Source organism: Paraflavitalea sp. CAU 1676 (genome assembly GCF_029223285.1).
GTDB lineage: Bacteria > Bacteroidota > Bacteroidia > Chitinophagales > Chitinophagaceae > Paraflavitalea.
In genome coordinates this window covers 185365-203237 of record NZ_JARHUJ010000001.1, presented here as the reverse complement: position 1 = coordinate 203237, position 17873 = coordinate 185365, and the positions used below count along the sequence as shown (strand labels likewise).

Annotated in this window: 13 protein-coding genes; 8 read left to right on the top strand and 5 right to left on the bottom strand. The window is 49.6% G+C overall.

Going from position 1 to position 17873, the window contains the following annotated elements; all coding sequences use genetic code 11:
- Positions 1-18 precede the first annotated feature (18 nt).
- Positions 19-441 (top strand): SufE family protein, encoded by a 423-nt coding sequence (locus P2H89_RS00795; RefSeq protein ID WP_275824563.1) that lies wholly within the window; start codon positions 19-21, stop codon positions 439-441.
- A gap of 12 nt (positions 442-453) precedes the next feature.
- The gene (locus P2H89_RS00790) at positions 454-765 is read left to right on the top strand and encodes a DUF59 domain-containing protein (RefSeq protein WP_275824562.1); all 312 of its coding nucleotides are present in this window, start codon (positions 454-456) and stop codon (positions 763-765) included.
- A 156-nt stretch (positions 766-921) separates the two neighbouring features.
- On the opposite strand, the gene P2H89_RS00785 is transcribed toward P2H89_RS00790, so the two are convergent.
- From P2H89_RS00785 to P2H89_RS00770, 4 genes are all read right to left on the bottom strand, one after another.
- Positions 922-2262, bottom strand: a complete 1341-nt coding sequence (locus P2H89_RS00785) for a TolC family protein (RefSeq protein WP_275824561.1) — start codon at positions 2260-2262, stop codon at positions 922-924.
- Positions 2259-5405, bottom strand: coding sequence for an efflux RND transporter permease subunit (locus P2H89_RS00780; protein WP_275824560.1), 3147 nt, complete (start codon positions 5403-5405; stop codon positions 2259-2261). The genes P2H89_RS00785 and P2H89_RS00780 overlap by 4 nt, the downstream gene beginning before the upstream one ends.
- 59 nt (positions 5406-5464) lie before the next feature.
- Positions 5465-6538, bottom strand: a complete 1074-nt coding sequence (locus tag P2H89_RS00775; protein ID WP_275824559.1) for an efflux RND transporter periplasmic adaptor subunit — start codon at positions 6536-6538, stop codon at positions 5465-5467.
- Between the two features lie 220 nt (positions 6539-6758).
- Positions 6759-7034, bottom strand: coding sequence for a metalloregulator ArsR/SmtB family transcription factor (locus P2H89_RS00770; RefSeq protein WP_275824558.1), 276 nt, complete (start codon positions 7032-7034; stop codon positions 6759-6761).
- Between the two features lie 929 nt (positions 7035-7963).
- Between P2H89_RS00770 and P2H89_RS00765 the strand changes: the two genes are divergently transcribed.
- The 6 genes from P2H89_RS00765 to P2H89_RS00740 all read left to right on the top strand — a co-directional run bounded on the left by P2H89_RS00765 (position 7964) and on the right by P2H89_RS00740 (position 16968).
- On the top strand, positions 7964-9004 hold the full coding sequence (locus tag P2H89_RS00765; protein ID WP_275824557.1) for an AraC family transcriptional regulator: 1041 nt from the start codon (positions 7964-7966) through the stop codon (positions 9002-9004).
- 424 nt (positions 9005-9428) lie between these two features.
- Positions 9429-13487 carry a T9SS type A sorting domain-containing protein gene (locus P2H89_RS00760; RefSeq protein ID WP_275824556.1) on the top strand — a complete coding sequence of 1353 codons (4059 nt, stop codon included), beginning with the start codon at positions 9429-9431 and terminating at the stop codon, positions 13485-13487.
- 328 nt (positions 13488-13815) lie between these two features.
- Positions 13816-14505 carry a response regulator transcription factor gene (locus P2H89_RS00755; RefSeq protein WP_275824555.1) on the top strand — a complete coding sequence of 230 codons (690 nt, stop codon included), beginning with the start codon at positions 13816-13818 and terminating at the stop codon, positions 14503-14505.
- The gene (locus tag P2H89_RS00750) at positions 14506-15894 is read left to right on the top strand and encodes a HAMP domain-containing sensor histidine kinase (RefSeq protein WP_275824554.1); all 1389 of its coding nucleotides are present in this window, start codon (positions 14506-14508) and stop codon (positions 15892-15894) included.
- An 83-nt stretch (positions 15895-15977) separates the two neighbouring features.
- On the top strand, positions 15978-16223 hold the full coding sequence (locus tag P2H89_RS00745; protein WP_275824553.1) for a hypothetical protein: 246 nt from the start codon (positions 15978-15980) through the stop codon (positions 16221-16223).
- A gap of 448 nt (positions 16224-16671) precedes the next feature.
- Positions 16672-16968, top strand: coding sequence for a hypothetical protein (locus tag P2H89_RS00740; RefSeq protein ID WP_275824552.1), 297 nt, complete (start codon positions 16672-16674; stop codon positions 16966-16968).
- A 75-nt stretch (positions 16969-17043) separates the two neighbouring features.
- On the opposite strand, the gene P2H89_RS00735 is transcribed toward P2H89_RS00740, so the two are convergent.
- Positions 17044-17736: an SDR family NAD(P)-dependent oxidoreductase gene (locus tag P2H89_RS00735; protein WP_275824551.1), complete on the bottom strand. Its 693-nt coding sequence runs from the start codon at positions 17734-17736 to the stop codon at positions 17044-17046.
- Positions 17737-17873: the final 137 nt, after the last annotated feature.

Here is a 17873-nt window from a genome sequence, read left to right as displayed (position 1 = left end):
CTAAAGATTTAGACGACTATGACCATTAATGATATACAGGACGAGCTGATCGATGAATTCTCGATGTTTGGAGATTGGATGGAGAAATATGAATACATTATCCAGCTGGGGAAGGAACTGCCTTTGATCAAGGATGAGTATAAGGTGGACGAAAACCTGATCCGTGGCTGCCAGGCGAAGGTGTGGCTGCATGCGGATTTCCAGGATGGATTGATCCATTTCACCGCAGACAGCGATGCCATCATCACCAAGGGCTTGGTAAGTATGGTGGTGCGTGTACTTTCGGGCCACACACCAGATGAGATCGTGCATGCCGAACTGTATTTTGTAGACAAAGTGGGTTTACGCGAACACCTTTCCGTAACCCGTTCGAACGGTTTGCTTTCCATGATCAAACAAATGAAAGTGTACGCTTTGGCGCTCAAGACCAAGGCTTCTTAAACCGTATTAACGATGGACAAGAAGAAAATCGAAGAAGATATTATCGAGGCGTTGAAGACGGTGCATGACCCAGAGATTCCCGTCAATATTTACGAACTCGGGCTGGTGTATTCGATTGATATCAATGACGCCGGCTATGTTCAGGTAACGATGACACTTACAGCGCCGGCCTGCCCGGTGGCTGGCGAGATCATACGTGAAGTGGATGAGAAAGTACGTGGCGTGCAAGATGTTTCGGACGTGAATGTGATGTTGACCTTCGACCCACCGTGGAACCGCGACATGATGAGCGAGGAAGCCAAACTGGAACTGGGTTTCCTGTAAAGCACCTTGCAAGCTATGGCGGCGATTCCTTCGTTCAGGGAACGGATCAAAATCCCGTGATTTTCCAAATTCTAGTTTAATAAAGCAGAAAAGCCTGCCGGATATCTATCTCCGACAGGCTTTTTCTTTGTTCTTCACCCTATTCTTCTGTTTGTTCTATTGCCTTCCCCTGGTTCTATCCAGTTCTATCCTCGCCGCGAGGTATTCATATACTGCTTCGAGGTAGTTCAATTGTGCCGTGGTGAGTGCGAGTTCTGCGTCGGTCAACTCCAGTCTTGATGCGACTCCTTTGGAGTAGCGGTATTGTATAATATCATAACTCAGTTTGGCTGTTTCTTTTACCTGCACCTGTGTTTTCATGCGCTCGAATGTTTCCTGCAAGTTGGCTATGACCTGCACTACTTCTGTTTTCAATTGCTGTTGTGCGTCGTTGAGGCGAACGGCAGACTGATCTTTGGTAATCTTTGCCTGGCTGATCCTTGCCTGGTGTTTGTAGCCACTAAATAGCGGCACTACCACCTGTGCACCAGCAAAGGTGGCTGAAGGCCAGTAGGCATCGAAGAAGTTGGCTCCCTTTGCCTGGCTCTGCAACTGGTATTGGCCAATGAGCGACACAGTTGGCTTTCGTTGTGCCTGGGCCTGTTGTATCTGTTCATCACTGATGAGCTGACTGATGGCCAGTACCTGCAGATCGGGCCTTTGCGTTTTCGCATCTTCATACACTTCTGCTTCGGCGGGGATCGGCTCGTCTTTCGCCAGGACAAGAGAATCTGTCAGCTGTACCTGGCTGAGTGAATCAATACCCATCAGTGTTACCAATTGTTGTTTGCCCACCTGCAGCGCATACTTGAGTTTCAATATATCGGGTTGCAGGTTCTTTACGGAGGTGTACGCACGCAGTGTGTCGACGCGGAGCCCTCTGCCCTGTGCGAGCAGGGAGCGTGCATCCTGCAGGGCCTTCTCGTTACGCTCGAGGCTTTCGTATTGCAGCTGCAATCTTTGATCGATGACGAGGAGCCCGAGGTATACCCGTTTCACAGCGGCCGCTACTTCTACTTCATTGCCTTTTTGTGCTGTTTTGCTGGCCTGCTGATTGAGTTGTGCCTCGCGCAGAACGGGCTTTGCCGATGGATTGTAGATGGGATAGGCCACTGACAGCGTTGCTGCGAACTGATCGCGCCCGCCGATGCGGCTATATGGTATTTTATCCCCGCCTCCGCTTCCACCGAACCCAAAGAATGCCGGCATTACGAAATAGTGCAGGTACTGCCCACCCACATTGGCTGTGGGCAGGGAGAGGCTGCGGGCGACGCGTATCTCTTCGCTGGCTTTATCGATATCGAGCCCGGAGAGTTTGAGGGATCGATTGTTCTTTATGGCCAGCGATACTGCGTCGGGCAAGGAAAGGGACAATGACTGGGCTATACTTTGCACACCCGACAGGATGATACCTGCCGATAATAAGAGGGTGTGTACTATTTTATTTCTGGTGTTCATATTGATGCGTTTGTGTTCACTGTTACTGGTGCAGGTGTGGCGCCATGCGGTATGGCATTGTCGCCTTCTGCGGGTTTCTTAGCCGGCCGTGAGAAATAGGAGTACACGGACGGTATTACATACAGGGTAAGGATACCTGCGAAGATCAATCCGCCTACCACCACTATACCCAGTGAGGTACGGCTACCGGATGATGTGCCCAATGACAAGGCGATGGGCAGTGTACCGAAGATCATCGCGAGGGTGGTCATGAGGATTGGTCTAAAGCGGGAGGTGGCTGCGTCGACCACCGCATCACGTACTTTGCGGCCATCGTGCTTGCGCTGGTTGGCAAATTCCACGATGAGGATACCGTTCTTGGTGATCAGACCGATCAACATGATGATACCGATCTGACTAAAGATGTTGATCGACTCACCGGTGAACCAAAGGCTTAACAGGGCCCCCGTTACCGCCATCGGTACCGTCAACAGAATGATAAAGGGATCGATGAGGCTTTCAAATTGCGCCGCCAGTACCAGGTAAATCAGGATGATGGCGAAGATGAAGGCAAAGATGAGGCTGGAGCTACTTTCGGCATAATCGCGGCTTTGACCGGCGAGCTGTGTGCGGAAACCGGCGGGCAGTACTTTGGCCGTGATGTTGTCCAGTTCTTTGATGCCTTCACCGAGGCTTACGCCAGGTGCCGGTGTGGCTCCAATGGTAACACTGTATGCCTGGTTGTACCGGTAGATGGCGGGCGGGCTGATACCTTCTTTCAGACTGACGAGGTTATCGAGCGAGACCATTTCATTGCTGGCCGACTTAAGGAACAGCGAACGAAGATTTTCCGGTGTTGACCGTTCGGTGCGATCGAGTTGGCCAATTACTTCATACTGGCGATCGTTGTAAATGAAGTATCCATAACGCCGACCACTCAGTGCGAGTTGCAGGGTACGTCCGATCTCCTGTGTGGAGATGCCCAACTGAGCAGCGCGTTGCCGATCAATGGAGATACTGATCTCGGGGCGGTTCACTTTGAAATCGGGGTTCTGGAATGCCAGTTTGGGGCTTTTATATACTTCACCCATCAACCTGGGCATGATCGATATCAGGCTATCCAGGGTGGGCGCCTGCACTACATACTCGATCGGTTGGGATGTAGAGAAGCCGCCGATGGTAGGTATCTGTATAGGGATCAGGATCACGTTCCGGAACCGCTGAGAAGCGACGACCAGCTTTTCATAGATCTGCTGCTGGGTCATTTTGCTCTTGCGCTTTTTGGGGTCTTCGAGGAAGATCCATTGAAAACCTCCATTAACCGGCTGCACCAGGGTACCTACTGATGCAGCGACACCGGCATAGGTTGTATTGTTGTTGAGATCGGGGATGGAGTCGGAAACATAGTTGCTGATCTCTTTCATGGTTTCTTCCATGCTCTCATAAGAGGTTCCTTCGGGGGCTATGACTGCCAGGCCAACCATGGATCTGTCTTCAAGGGGCGCCAGTTCGGATGGAAGTTTGGGCGCGAGCCAGTAAGCGATGCCGAATGAGCCGAGCAGCAGCACTATCCCTACCCAGCGATAACGCATAAAGGCTTTGAGTGAGCGCTCGTATCCCGTATTCAGTTTTATGAACCAGGGTTCTGTTTTACGGTAGAGCCATCCATGTGTTGCACCGGGTTTGAGCAGGTAGGCGCTCATCATGGGCGATAAGGTCAGCGCTACGAATGCGGAGATCAATACCGAACCTGCCACCACAATCGCAAATTCTTTGAAGAGTCGACCGGTGATACCGCCGAGGAAGAGGATGGGCAGAAACACGGCTGCGAGCGTTACCGTGGTGGAGATGACCGCAAAGTATATTTCATTGGAGCCTTTGCGGGCCGCTTCGAGCGGTTTCATCCCCTCCTCTACTTTACTGTATATATTTTCCAGTACGACGATGGCATCATCCACCACGAGACCAATGGCGAGTACCATACCCAGCAACGTCAATACGTTGATGGAGAAGTTGCCAAGGTACATGATGAAGAAGGCCGATATAATAGACACCGGTATTGCTACCAGCGGTATGAGCGTACTGCGCCAGTCGCGCAGGAAGATGAAGATGATGAGGGTTACCAGTCCGAATGCCAGCAGTAATGTCTCTTCAACTTCTGATAATGAGTTGCGCACCGGTACGGTGAAGTCTTTACCGAGAGAGATATTGTATTCTTTGGGTGCCGTTTTCACGATATCATCGAAACGCTTCTTGAATTCCTCAACAATGGCGAGTGAATTGGCTCCGCGCTGCGGCTGCACACCAGTACCTACTCCATATTGTGCCACTTTTCCGGTGGCAACGATCATGGCTGTTCGTTCGTTTTGTGATGACATGATCGCTGTGCCGATGTCACGGAAGCGAACGATGGCGCCGTCCTTCTGGCTTATGATCATGTTGTTGAAGTCTTCTTCGGTAACGAGGCGACCTTGTGTGCGCAGCGTTACTTCGGTATTCTGTCCTTCGATACGCCCGCTGGGTAAGTCGACATTTTCTCTTTGTAAGGCTGTTTGAATGTCGTTGGGTGTGAGGCCGTACGCGGCGAGCTTTACCGGATCCATGCGAAGGCGCATGGCGCGTTTGCGACCGGCGTAGCTGTCGACGAGACGCACACCGGGTATGGATTGCAGGCGTTCCTTGATGTTGATGTTGACAAAGTCGGTGATGTCTTCCAGGCTACGGGTATCGCTTTGTACGGTGAGGAAGACCAGGAAGTCGGCCGGACCAGACTTTTCCACGATGGTGGGTTCAATATCGGTCGGCAGTTGCTGCCGTGATTTGGACACTTTATCGCGCACATCGTTGGCGGCGGCTTCGAGATCGGCGTTGAGGTTGAACTCGACGGTGATGATGCTCACCTGTTCGCGGGATACCGATGACATGGCGCGGATGCCGTTGGCTTCTGCGACTGCCTCTTCGAGTGGTTTTGTTACCTGAGAGGCGATAATATCGGCACTTGCCCCCGGGTAAACGGTTGTAACGGTGACGATGGGTGAATCGGTGACGGGGTATTCGCGGGTACCGAGAAAGGTGTACCCTACGATCCCGAATAATATAAGTAGTACTGACATCACTCCGGCCAATACGGGCCTGGAGATGCTCATTTGTGAAATGGCACTCATATAATAAGTGGTATTAAATAATTAAAAGCGGGTACGGATGCAGGCTGACCTGTTGCCTGTTACTTAACTTTTACCAGGGCTACATCGGCTCCAGGCACGAGGCGGAGCAGGTTGCTGGTGATGACTGTGTCGCCCTGATTCAATCCGTTGAGTATTTGCACTTCCTGTGCACCCCGTTGTCCGATGGTGACCGGTGTTAACTGTACTTTATTGTTCTTAGCTACATACACGGCATATCCCTGCGAGGATGGCATGAGCGCCTGACTGGGCACTTTGAGTGCGTCGTTGGACGTATGGAGTGCCAGGTTGAGGCGGGCGCTTTGTCCGGGTACCAGCCTTCCTTTGGGATTGGGCCCGATGGCTTCCACGAGCAGGGTACGTGTTTGCTCGTTCATCCTGGATTCTTTGGCTACGACTGTTGCTGCGTAAGCGGCGGTATCGGACTGCACGGTGAACTGTTGGGTTTTGCCGATGGTGACGAGGTTGGCATATTTCTCCGGCACGGAGAATTCGACCTTGATGCGCGTGTCATCAACAATGTTGGTGAGTACGGTATTGGGCGATACCAGCGCTCCGGGATAAACCCGTACGATGCCGATGCGACCATTGAAGGGTGCGCGGATGCGTGTTTTGTCGATGGTAACGGCAAGGGCCCGGATCTCGGCTTTGAGCACATTGAGGTTGGTGATGGCCTGATCGTAGTCTTGCTGGATGGCCGCGTCGTGTGCGATGAGGTCCTTAAACCTTGCCTCGTTGAGGGCGGCGAGTTTTTCCTGCTGGCGGAGCCTTTCGAGCTGGGCCTGCAGATCGGCGTCGTCGAGCTGGAAAAGCAATGTACCTGCGGTTACGAAGTTGCCTTCCTTTACCTGTACGTGTACTACTTTCCGCGTGAGTTCGCTGGCGATGGTGACTTCCTGGTTGGCCACGAGGGTACCGGTGATCTCGATCGCTTCGCTAAATGCAGTGGGCTGCACGATATATCCATCTGCCGGTACGGCCGGGTTGGGTGCTGCTGCGGCAATGGTAGCCTTGGGTTCGTTGGCCTGTGTTTCACATGCCTGGATGAAAAGGACTACAGGCAATGTCAGGATAAGGAACCGGAGGGCTAGGTTTTTGAAGAATGGGTGTCTCATATTTCAGTATTTATATTGACGTATTGAAATGTTTCGATAGATTAGGGCAAAGGATTTCCGTTCGCACACCTGTGGGGGTATGAACGGTGATCGGCGGCTGACTTTGATGTTCTGCTGGTGACTGATCTCGCCGTGGGCTGACAAGCTTTTCTGTGAAACCGGACTGCAAACTTATAGAAACATCGAAATACTTCGATATGTTCGGGTAAAAAAAATTTTGTTAAGACTTGAGGGTTTGCAGGAAGTTGACGTATTGGTCGATCATTTTGTTATTGAGGGTATACTTCATGTTGCGTCCTTCTTTTGTTGGAATGATGAGTTCTGCGTCGGTGAGCAGCTTAAGATGGTGGGATATGGAAGGCTGTGTAAGGTCCACAAACTCATATACATCTGTACAATAGAGGCAGTTCTTATTTTTCCGGAGTTCTTTCAGGATGAGTAACCGGTTGGGGTCGGCCAGGGCTTTTGAGATCTTCTCTACTTTCTTTGCGTCCATAAAAATTTCTTTTAGTCGTATCGCTTTAACGTTCAGCGTTCCTGCAGAATAGTTTTATGGTTTTGGTGACTGGTGCATGTTGATGAAAATGGGGTTGGCCAGTGGTCAACGCCCAAAATTACGTGTTTAAACAATAAGGAATGCGCCTTTTTTTGGCGCAGGTGGAGCTGGAGTGCTGGTTTAACAGGTTATTGGCATTAGCCCGTGTTGTGATTAAAGGCGGGTTAAAAAAAGCCACCCTCGTGGGTGGCTCGCCTGTGTGAATTGATACCCTATTGAATGATGACCCTGCTATACCAATATTTTATGTTAGACAATTCAATGTTCAATTTTACCGTATCGCTAAAGATTATACGATTTCCAGTTTTCTTTAGATTTCCTGTAGCCACTTTTTTCTGAGAAATTTCTTGTAGCTGTTGTTTATTCCCGTTATGGGATATTTGTTGAAGTATTTTGGTCCATTGAAAAATATTTCGACAAAAAATCTGTCTGCCTTTAGTACATCCAAGGCATTTTGTTGTTTCTTATTATAGAGCAGCTCTCCACTGCCAGGTTACTGTGTGTAGAATATTATATCACCGGAAGATTATGGGGAAGGGAAAGATAGCAAACACCTCACCTATATACCCGGATGTAATCACACAATACCCGAATCGGTTCAATAAATACTTACTCAAATTGAGTAATATTCACGCTTCCATTTTGGGGTGTTTTATGGACAGTTCGCAGTGAATAATTTGATAATTATTGTCTTACGGACAGCAATTAGTATTACCCTTAAAATCCAAATTGCGCTTTATCTAACCTTTACCCGTAAACATTTACCGTAGGACTGTTGACATAAGGCAACAATATTGCATTGTATTTATGATGCGCATACAGATGCGCGAATCCGAGAACAGACTATTCAATAACCTAACGACTTACCGATGATCTCCACGAACCAGCATTTATCGACGAGGCATTACAGCATTCCGTTTCCCGCAATGGACTGCGAACAGGATTTTGAACAACTAGCCAAAGTTTTAAACGGGGAGCTTAGGGGCAGCGATGAGATCCTTATCTCCGGCGGTGTGGCCAAGGGCGTTGTAAAGAAACACCGGATGGAGCCAGGCTGTTGTATCCGAACCTGGAATGTGATCTTCAATCACTCCATTGAACTGTTCAAACGCGGCAACCGGGCTGACCACAAGAATTTTTCGATCGTTTTTGTGATGACACCGGATGCCTGCCGGCTGAAAAGTGTTGCGGGCCATGAACAGTACAACCAGGCCGAGACGAGGAGCACGCTGATGGTGGCGAACAGCGTGGATGTTTTGTATGATGTTGCTCCCTATCAACCCGTGCAGGTATTAGAAATCAGTACAACTACTTTTTGGCTGGCACAGCAATTTCAGCGTGCTGATCTTCCCCTTGAGAATCTGCTTGACCGGGTGCGCCAGCAGGAACATCCGCTCATCTTAAATCATTTGTGTACTGCACATGTTATTACCCAGGTGAACATGTTATTTGAAGCATTGATGAATTCCAGCAGGCAGGCTGTTTCCACCGATCAACTGGTGCGTAACCTACTCGTTGATTTCATCAATAAAAGTTTAAACAACCGGGTGTCTCAAGCTCCGGGCAATTCAGATGCGCATTTCATTAAGGTAATGGAAGCTGAAGCTATTCTCAATGCACATCTTGAGGCGAACCTGCCGAGTATGAATGATATTGCGCAGCAGGTTTCCTTAAGTGAATCGACCCTCAAGCGACACTTCAAGATCATTTTTGGCAAGAGCCTGTATGTATATTATCTCGAGAAGAAAATGCAGTTGGCCAAGAATCTTTTGCAGGAGCAGCCTATTACAGTGTATCAGACAGCCAATAGGCTGGGATATGAAAAGGTGAGTAATTTCATATGGATCTTTAAGAAACATCATGGTTATTCGCCTGGTAGTTTAAAGAAAAGAAATCTAACAACTGTGTAATTACGTACTATACGTATGACCGAAAATTGGTCCATCTCAAATTTAATATTGTAAGCATTTTGTTATTTAAAAAAATGGCATAATTTTATCGCACCATCAGTATAGTTCATTTCACTTCATCATTGGTTAAAGTCTCTCTGAAAGTTGCTCCCGGCAAGGACTCTTGCCAACACTCAAAACCTTAGCTTGATCCCGCATGGCAGCGGGTTGTATTCTCTTATTATGTGAACACTGAAAAACCACAAATAAGAAAGAGTATAGTGCTATTCCAGGCATGATTGAATTTGCGTACCCTACCTGGCTTGATGGCATCTCCTCTTTCTACTATGGTAACGTATTGTCACTGCAACTCTGTAAGGCAACGATGAGCTGCCCGTGATCCTTATTCTTTTTACTCCGCTTCTAACATACTAAAACGCTTACTATGAGACCAATTGTACATTCCTTGTGCAAAGGATTGTTATGTGCTGCCATGCCATTCACTTCTTTTGCGCAGCAAACTCCTTCCACTTCATTTCTGCTTCAATCGAAACAAGAGTCTGTTTCACTTCCTTCGAATGTATCGGAAGCCTGGTACAATCGTGCTATGCAACATTTGCAGGAACGCGAGTATTTCATGAAACCGATGGACGGAACTCATGCCTATGGAGCTGTCAACCGCGCTCAACATATGGCCTATTATTTTTCGGATGCCGGTTACCGAGTTAAACCTTTGCATTTTGCCGAAGGATCCACCGAGCGCTGGGAAGCGACCTTTGAACTTGGCGGCGTTGGCCGTTCTAATCAACAACTGCAGCGGGCAACTGCCACCAACATCGTCCACAACGGCAATGAACTTCTCTATTATTACAATGGTTTTGCGGCGCAGTACATCAATCAGGAGCGTGGTATGCGGCAAAACTTCATTGTGCAACAAAGGCCCGGTGGTGAAGGCATGCTGCAGGTTGAACTCCACGTTTCGGGCGACCTGCAACCTTTTGTTGCGAGCCCCGGCAAGATCATTTTGCATACCATGGACCAGCCCCAGGATGTTAAGCTGGTCTATGACGAACTGAGGGCCTGGGATGCCAATAACCGACCCATCGCCGCCAGGTTTGAAAGCACTGATGATGGAAATATTGTGATCGTTGCCGATGACAAAGACGCAGTCTATCCTATTACCATCGATCCGCTTAACCATGGCCCCAACTGGACAGATAGTGGTAATGGGTTGTTATTCCCGCTGCTTAATGATCTTTCTACGCCGGTTTTGTATGGCACCAGTGTGAGCGGCGCTGGCGATGTAAACGGTGACAATATCGATGATATCATTATAGGCGCGCCGGCCTTTGTCAACATTATCAACATCAGCGGCGGCACATTCACTGCGGCTTCTGTGGGCGCAGCTTTTATTTATTACGGCAGCGGTGGCGGGCCTTCGCTTACTCCCAATGAAGCGTTACAGCCGACCACGCAAGTGGGCGCTTTGTTTGGCTACAGTGTATCGGCAGCGGGTGATGTGAATGGTGATGGCTTTGACGATGTGGTGGTGGGTGCGCCGGGAGATCATACGAATCTGACGGTGCTGATCAGCAGTGTAAGTGTAGCCGTGGGCCGCATCTATGTATATTATGGAGGGCCGACTTTCGATGGCAATGTTAATACCGAACCGCTCGTGTCGGTCAATATCAGTTTGAACCAAAGTGATTTTGGCGTATTGGCACTTGTGCCTGCCAATCCTCTCTATGGTTTCAGTGTCAGCAATGCAGGCAGCGTGAATGGGGATGTTTATTCGGACATCGTTGTAGGATCTCCAGCCTTTGCGCGTTTGTTGCCTCCCGTACTGGGTGGCCGGGTAGATATTTATCATGGTAGCGCTACCGGTGTTACTGCTACTCCTTCTCACACTATTACCGGCAACCTGCTTGGCGGTTTGTTTGGCTTTAGCGTTAGCACAGCCGGCAATGTAAATGGCGATGGATTTTCGGATGTGATCGTTGGCGCTCCTGCTTCGGTAGGTTTGCTGCCACCCAGTGTGGGATCGGCCTTTGTGTTCCATGGCAGCGGCACCGGCATTACCGCCACGACAGCCTCGGGCGCCAACAGTACGCTGCAGGCACCCGCGGGGTTGATCACACAAACGCTGTTTGGGTATAGCGTCAGTAATGCTGGCGATGTGAATGGGGATGGATTTGGCGATGTGCTGGTGGGAGAGCCTTTATCGGCCGAGCTGTTACTGGCGCAGTTATCTGCCAGTGGTAAAGTGCATGTGTTCTACGGCAGCGGTACCGGTGTTGTGACTACGGGCGCAACGCAACTTACCAGTCCGCGCAGTACGGGCATTCTTGGTCTCTTGCAAGGCAACTTATTATATGGGTTCAGCGTGGATAGTGTTGGTGACATGAACTGCGATGGTCTTAACGATATCATTATTGGTGAACCAGGCGGTACCGCTATCAGTTTAGGTAGCGGCTTACTCGGCCTGGTATCGGCCAATGCACTTTCGGGCAAGGCTTATATTTATTACGGACGTACGGGTACTGGTCCGCTCAACTCGCCTTCGTTCCTGGTACAGGAATCGAATGCGCTTTCTGTAGCCAACCTGGTAGGTACCAGCGTGAGTGCTGCAGGCGATGTAAATGGTGACGGCAATGCCGACTTCCTGATCGGCGCTCCGAATGGTACGCTGAATGTTTCGGGCGGCCTTACCGGCATTGTGGGCAGCGTGCTGGACACCATCCTCACCAATAGTATCGGCAGTGTGTATGGTTTCTTTGGTTGCTTAACGGCGATCGACCTTGACTTTGACAATGATGGCGTGCCTGATGCTATCGACCTTGATGACGACAATGACGGCACACCTGACCTGGCGGAGTATCCAGGGCTTGGTTTAACACAAGACCCTGCGGGCGATGCCGATGGAGATGGCATTCCCAATTACCAGGACCCCACTTTTACCGGTTGCGGTGGTCTTAATGGCAATGGCATCTGTACTGCCTTCGATAAAGACGGTGATGGTGTTCCGAATAGTTTCGATATCGATGCCGATAATGATGGCACTCCGGATGTGATCGAAGCGGGTGGCGTGGATACCAACGGAGATGGCATCCTCGATAATTTTACCGATACAGATGCAGACGGCCTGGCCCAGACGATCGATGCTAACAATACGGGTGCTACCGGTTCGGGTAATGGTTTGAATGCTCCTGATTTTGATGGAGATGCTTTACCCAACAATATCGACCTCGATAGCGATGGCGATGGCATTTCGGATCTGCGGGAAGCCGGCCTGCCTGATGCAGACAACAATGCATTGATAGATGGTTTTGCCGATGCCGATGCGGACGGCTTTGCCAACAGCCTTGACCCGAAGAATGGCCATTCTGGCGCCAGCGATCCGGCTGGTCCTGGTACTCCGGCTGTAACTACGCCTACCGATACTAATAATGACGGACGTTACAATGGCAATCCGACTACCGCGAATACCGACTCGGATACCCAGTACAATGCGCTCGATGCCGACTCTGACAACGATGGTATTACGGATAATGTAGAAGCTCAATCTACTACCGGCTATTCCTTGCCTGCAGCAGGCGATACCGACAACGACGGCCTGGCGAATATTTATGAAGGGCCGACTGGCGGCGGTATTACGCCGTATAACCATGACGGTACCGACAATCCGGATTATCTAGATGCAGATAGCGATAATGACCTTATGATGGACGTTGTGGAAGGTCATGATTATAACCTGAACCAGATCGCGGACGACGATGTGGCTTTGACCAATGCAGATACAGACGCAGATGGTATCGACAACAAGTTTGACCTGGTTGCTGGTCCTAACGTGACCACCGCTGGCATGGGCAGTCCTGCACCAGCGGGCTCAAAAGGCCCCTTGCAGGCAAGCATACTCGGTTCGGACAGAGACTTCCGCAATAACCTGTTGCAATTGCCCATTACGCTTACCGCTTTCAGCGGGCGCCAATCGAACGGGGTGGTGCTGCTTTCCTGGACTACAGCTTCCGAACAACAATCGAGCTACTTCGAAGTACAACGCAGTTCGGACGGTATCCATTTTTCGGCTATCGGTAAAGTGGCGGCACAGGGCAATAGCGACCGGCCGGTGGATTACTCGTTTACCGATCCGCAGCCTCAGGCGGCCGTTAATTATTACCGATTGAAAATGGTAGACCTGGATGAACGCTTTGCTTTGTCGAAGATCGTGCTGCTTCGTAGCGATCGTGCAGGTCAGGGTATCATTGCTTCTCCCAACCCGGTGAGGGATCAGCTTCAGGTGATCTGGAATCACATGCCTGCCGGTGATTATAAGATTGAACTATTCAACAGCAGTGGCCGGCTGATGAAAACGTTCCGTGCAGCGGTGACCAGCAATAACCAGGTGATGGTGATTGCCCGGGAAGCCAGCTGGTTGAAAGGAACCTACCTTCTCCGGTTAACTACTGCAAAAGATAAACAGGTTATTAAGATAGTGTTGGAATAGTCTATCATCCGGGGGGCTGGTTTCAGCTCCCCGGAATTGTTCAACACTGTTTGATTGTTTTAATCCGGATCGCCGGTTAATGCTAAACAGCAACTCTCCACTGCTGCAAAGCATGCAAACCGGTGATCCGGATTTATTTTTTGGAGGCAGGAGAACGCCTGCAACACTTACGGGTGGGTGGATTAGTGTCGGAAATATGCCTGGTGCGTAACCGCACAAAGGACCCTGGCATGTCATTTTAATTCCATTTTAATGCGATATTTATAGGGAGAATCCCCCGGATGGCAACTATTTCTGATTTTTGTCGATACAATCATCTACGTACGATATGGAAGAAGTTAAAATCTTATTGGTAGAGGATGAGAAAAAGATAGCGGAGGCCCTTAAGAAAGGATTAATGGAGCAGCAGTACCATGTGGAGGTTGCGTATGACGGTCTCATCGGGAAAAAAATGATCGAAACGTATTCATTTGACCTGGTGATCCTCGACATCAACCTGCCGGGCATGAACGGCTACGAGCTTTGCAAGGAGATCCGGAAAAGAGATGAGCGCATTCCTGTGGTAATGCTTACGGCATTGAGCGCCACGGAGGACAAGATTGAGGGTTTTGACGCCGGCGCGGATGATTATATCGTAAAACCTTTCGACTTCAAGGAGTTGCTGGTGCGTATCAGGGCTTTGCTGAAGCGGATCTACCAGAATGTTCCCAGCGGCAATATGCTGAAGGTGGCTGACCTGGTCATGAACCTGGACAGTAAAGAGGTTACGCGTGCGGAGAAACCCATTTCGCTGACCGCCAAAGAGTTTCAATTGCTGGAGTTCCTGGTGCGCAACAAGAACCGGGTTGTTTCGCGGGCCGATATCGCTTTGAACGTCTGGGACATCGATTTCGACACCAAGACCAACGTGATCGACGTGTATGTAAATTTCTTACGCAAAAAGCTGGATAAGGATTTCGACTCGAAGCTGATCCATACGCAGGTAGGCATGGGCTATATTCTAAAAGAACATGCTTAGGTGAAGATCAATTTTAAAATAACTGCTCTTTTCACGCTGCTCGTAACGGCCATTCTGCTACTGCTGAGTTTTTCTATTTATTATTTTACCTCACTGGAGCGCTTTGAGACGTTCAAGAAGCGCCTGAAAGGGCGTGCCAATAATAATGCGCAGTTGTACACCTATTTTGGTGACAGCAGCACTACCATGCTCCGCCGGCTGGATTCGGGCTCTACGAATACCCTGCAGGACAAGAGCGTTGTTATTTTCAATTACCTGAACAAGCCGGTTTACGAATTCAATGCCGATGGCGTGGGTACACCACCGACGAATATCCCGATGCTCGACAAAGCGCGGCTGAACGGGGAGGCGTATTATACTGTAAACCACCGGGATGTGCTGGCTTTTCACCATATCGATTCCGTAAACCGGATCGTGGTGGTCGTAGCGGCCTACGATGCGGATGGCTGGAACCGGCTTTCTCAATTGCGCAAGTTACTGGTGATCAGCCTGCTGATCGGCATTGCGGCAGCGGCCATCGTTGGCTTTCTTTTCTCACGGCAATTGCTGACACCGCTGAAGCAAATGATCAGCGAAGTGAACGATATTTCCTCTCAGAATCTTTCGCACCGCATTGAAGCCGGCAACGGACAAGATGAATTGCACCTGCTGGCCAATACTTTCAATGAGTTACTCAACCGGCTGCAGGAGTCATTCATGATCCAGCGACGGTTCATTTCCAATGCCTCACACGAACTATCGACTCCGCTCACTTCGGTTTCGAGCCAACTGGAAGTAACGCTTCAGAAAACCAGGAGTACCGATGAATACCAACAGGTAATGCATTCGATCTATGAGGATGTGCAACAGATGCGGCAGCTCACCAAGAGCTTGCTGGAGATCGCGAAGACGGGATCGCAGGGAACGATCGAACTCAATGAGATACGGATCGATGAGGTCTTGTTCAAGGTGATGAGCGATGTACGCAAGATCAGCCCCTCGTACGAAGTAGAACTGCATTTCGGAGATTTTCCGGAAGATGAAAAAATGTTCCTCGTTTTCGGCAATAATGACCTACTGTACAGCTCCCTCAAAAACATCGTCGAGAATGGGTGCAAGTACTCTCCTGACCATTTATCGTGGGTGGACCTTTCTTTTGCTAACGACCTGGTGATCATCCAGGTGAAGAACCACGGCGATGTGATTGCCGAAGAGGAACGCGAGCATATCTTTCAACCATTTTACCGCACTAACGCTGCCACGCATATCAAGGGTTTTGGATTGGGACTTGCGCTGGCCAAGCGGATCATCAGCCTGCACCGCGGTAATATCACCGTTCAATCGGATCAACAAGCGGGTACGGTGTTTACCATCCAGTTTCCTTCGGTCAAAGCCTTCTCTGCCCACTAGAGACGTAATTAATTGCCTTTTAATGCTTGTTTAATCGGGGTTTAACCGCGAAGGGGCATATTTGAATACTGATCACTTTCGGTATGTATAAGCAGGTTCTATTTCGTTGGATTCCGTTATTGTGTCTTGTGCTGGTCATTGTGGCCAGTGTGAGCCTTGGGCAAAAGCATTCGAAGCTGGTGCACAAGAACAATTCGCTGATCCTTCAAAATGATTCTATTTTATCGGTGAACCTCCAGCTTTCGAAACAGCTTTCCAAGCTTCAATGTGTGGTGGATAGTCTGCGCATGAAAAGTGCCTCGGCCAGTCGCCTGCGGATACCCAATTAATCCCTTCGCCGGCAGCATTATCATATTTCATTCCGTACCCTGTTATTTGGAAATCAGCCACAAAATGGCACATCCAATCTGCTTTCGGACCCCTGGTTTTACCGGGGGTTATTTTTTTGCGCAACTAACTCCACAGACGACCTGGGCCTATCTGCTACCGGCATTTTTCCACCTGTGACAGTTGAATTGTTAACCGATTGTCAGTTCATGCCTTTTTAATAAAAAAACCGACCTTATTCTTCAGGAATGAAAAAACAGTTCGTAACTTTTAGAAAGTAATGGAACTCGCGCTCTGCCTGGATTAACTACTTAGCATTATCGATTGCCCGCCCGCTTTGTTTTATCAGCCCGTTTTAATCAATCCCGTTTTCCACTGACCTTATGAAAGCAATGGCCGATACCCGGAGGTATCCAACATCTATCCTGTCACTTTCAAAAAGGAGAAGCTATGAAACCGCATCAATCGCCGTACATCAACAAGCGGAAGAAGACGATCGAATTCCACATCCGCAACAGCTGTGCAGGCCAAATTACCCTGGCCGGTACTTTTAACCACTGGGCCCTGGATGAATTTCAAATGCGCCAAACCAAAGATGGTGACTGGCTCGTTGAAATCCCCATGCTGCCAGAAGGAAAGTATCACTACAAATTTTTTATTGACGGAAGGATGTGGACGGAGGACATTGAAAACCGGTTGCGCGAACCCGATGGTGTAACCGGCTGGAACAGCGTACTCACTGTGTGATCACATCAAGCGAAAAAGATTAAGGTGTAAAGAGGCTCTTTACACCTTTTTTATTGCGTTCGGGATAAACTGAACTTAGGCGTTTCCGTAGAGGTGATACACCGATTTTCTAAGTGGGTCGCTTTTCCCGGAACAAATGAATTCCAATACTTCGGCAATCTCGGCAGGCTTTACCCAGCTTTCAAAATCGGCTTTGGGCATATCGGCCCTGTTGGCGGGCGTATCGATGGTACTGGGCGCTATCACCGATACCACGACATTCTTTCCTTTGGCCGCCTCGTTAAGCAGATTGGCCAACTGTACTAAGAGCGATTTACTGAGTGCGTAACCGATCAGGTTCTTACCGGCTTCGGGCTGCAGGGCCGGACGGGCGCCTACCAACACGATTCGTCCGTAGCCATTTTCCATCATGTGCTGAAACAGGGGACGCACGAGGTAATAGGCCGTTTCGAAATTAAGCGTAAACATTTTCCGTAGTGCTTCTCCATCGGTGGCGGCGATATCGCCCATGGCGAACCCTCCTGCGAGCAGCAGGGCTCCATCGATCTGTTTGTAAAGGCTGATGGCCTCTTTGGCGAAGGTGTCGCTGGCGGCTTCATCGGCGAGGTTCACCGCGTGCAATTCAAATTGCGGGTGATTGTTGGCAAAACCAAGATGGTTGCCCGAGTGATCGACCCCGATCACCTTATAATCCTCCTCCAGGAATTTCTTGACTACTGCCGTTCCCAGGTTGCCGTTGGCCCCGGTTATGAGTATTGTTTTAGCCATGGTCAATGGTTTGTTGTACAAATGTAAGACTTGCTGCAGGATGTTGCCTCGTGCTCGTGCCCGTTTCTCCTGTACAGTTGATGGCATTGCGGGATCGTTGACCAGGCAACACACAAAAAACCGGCGTAGAAACGCCG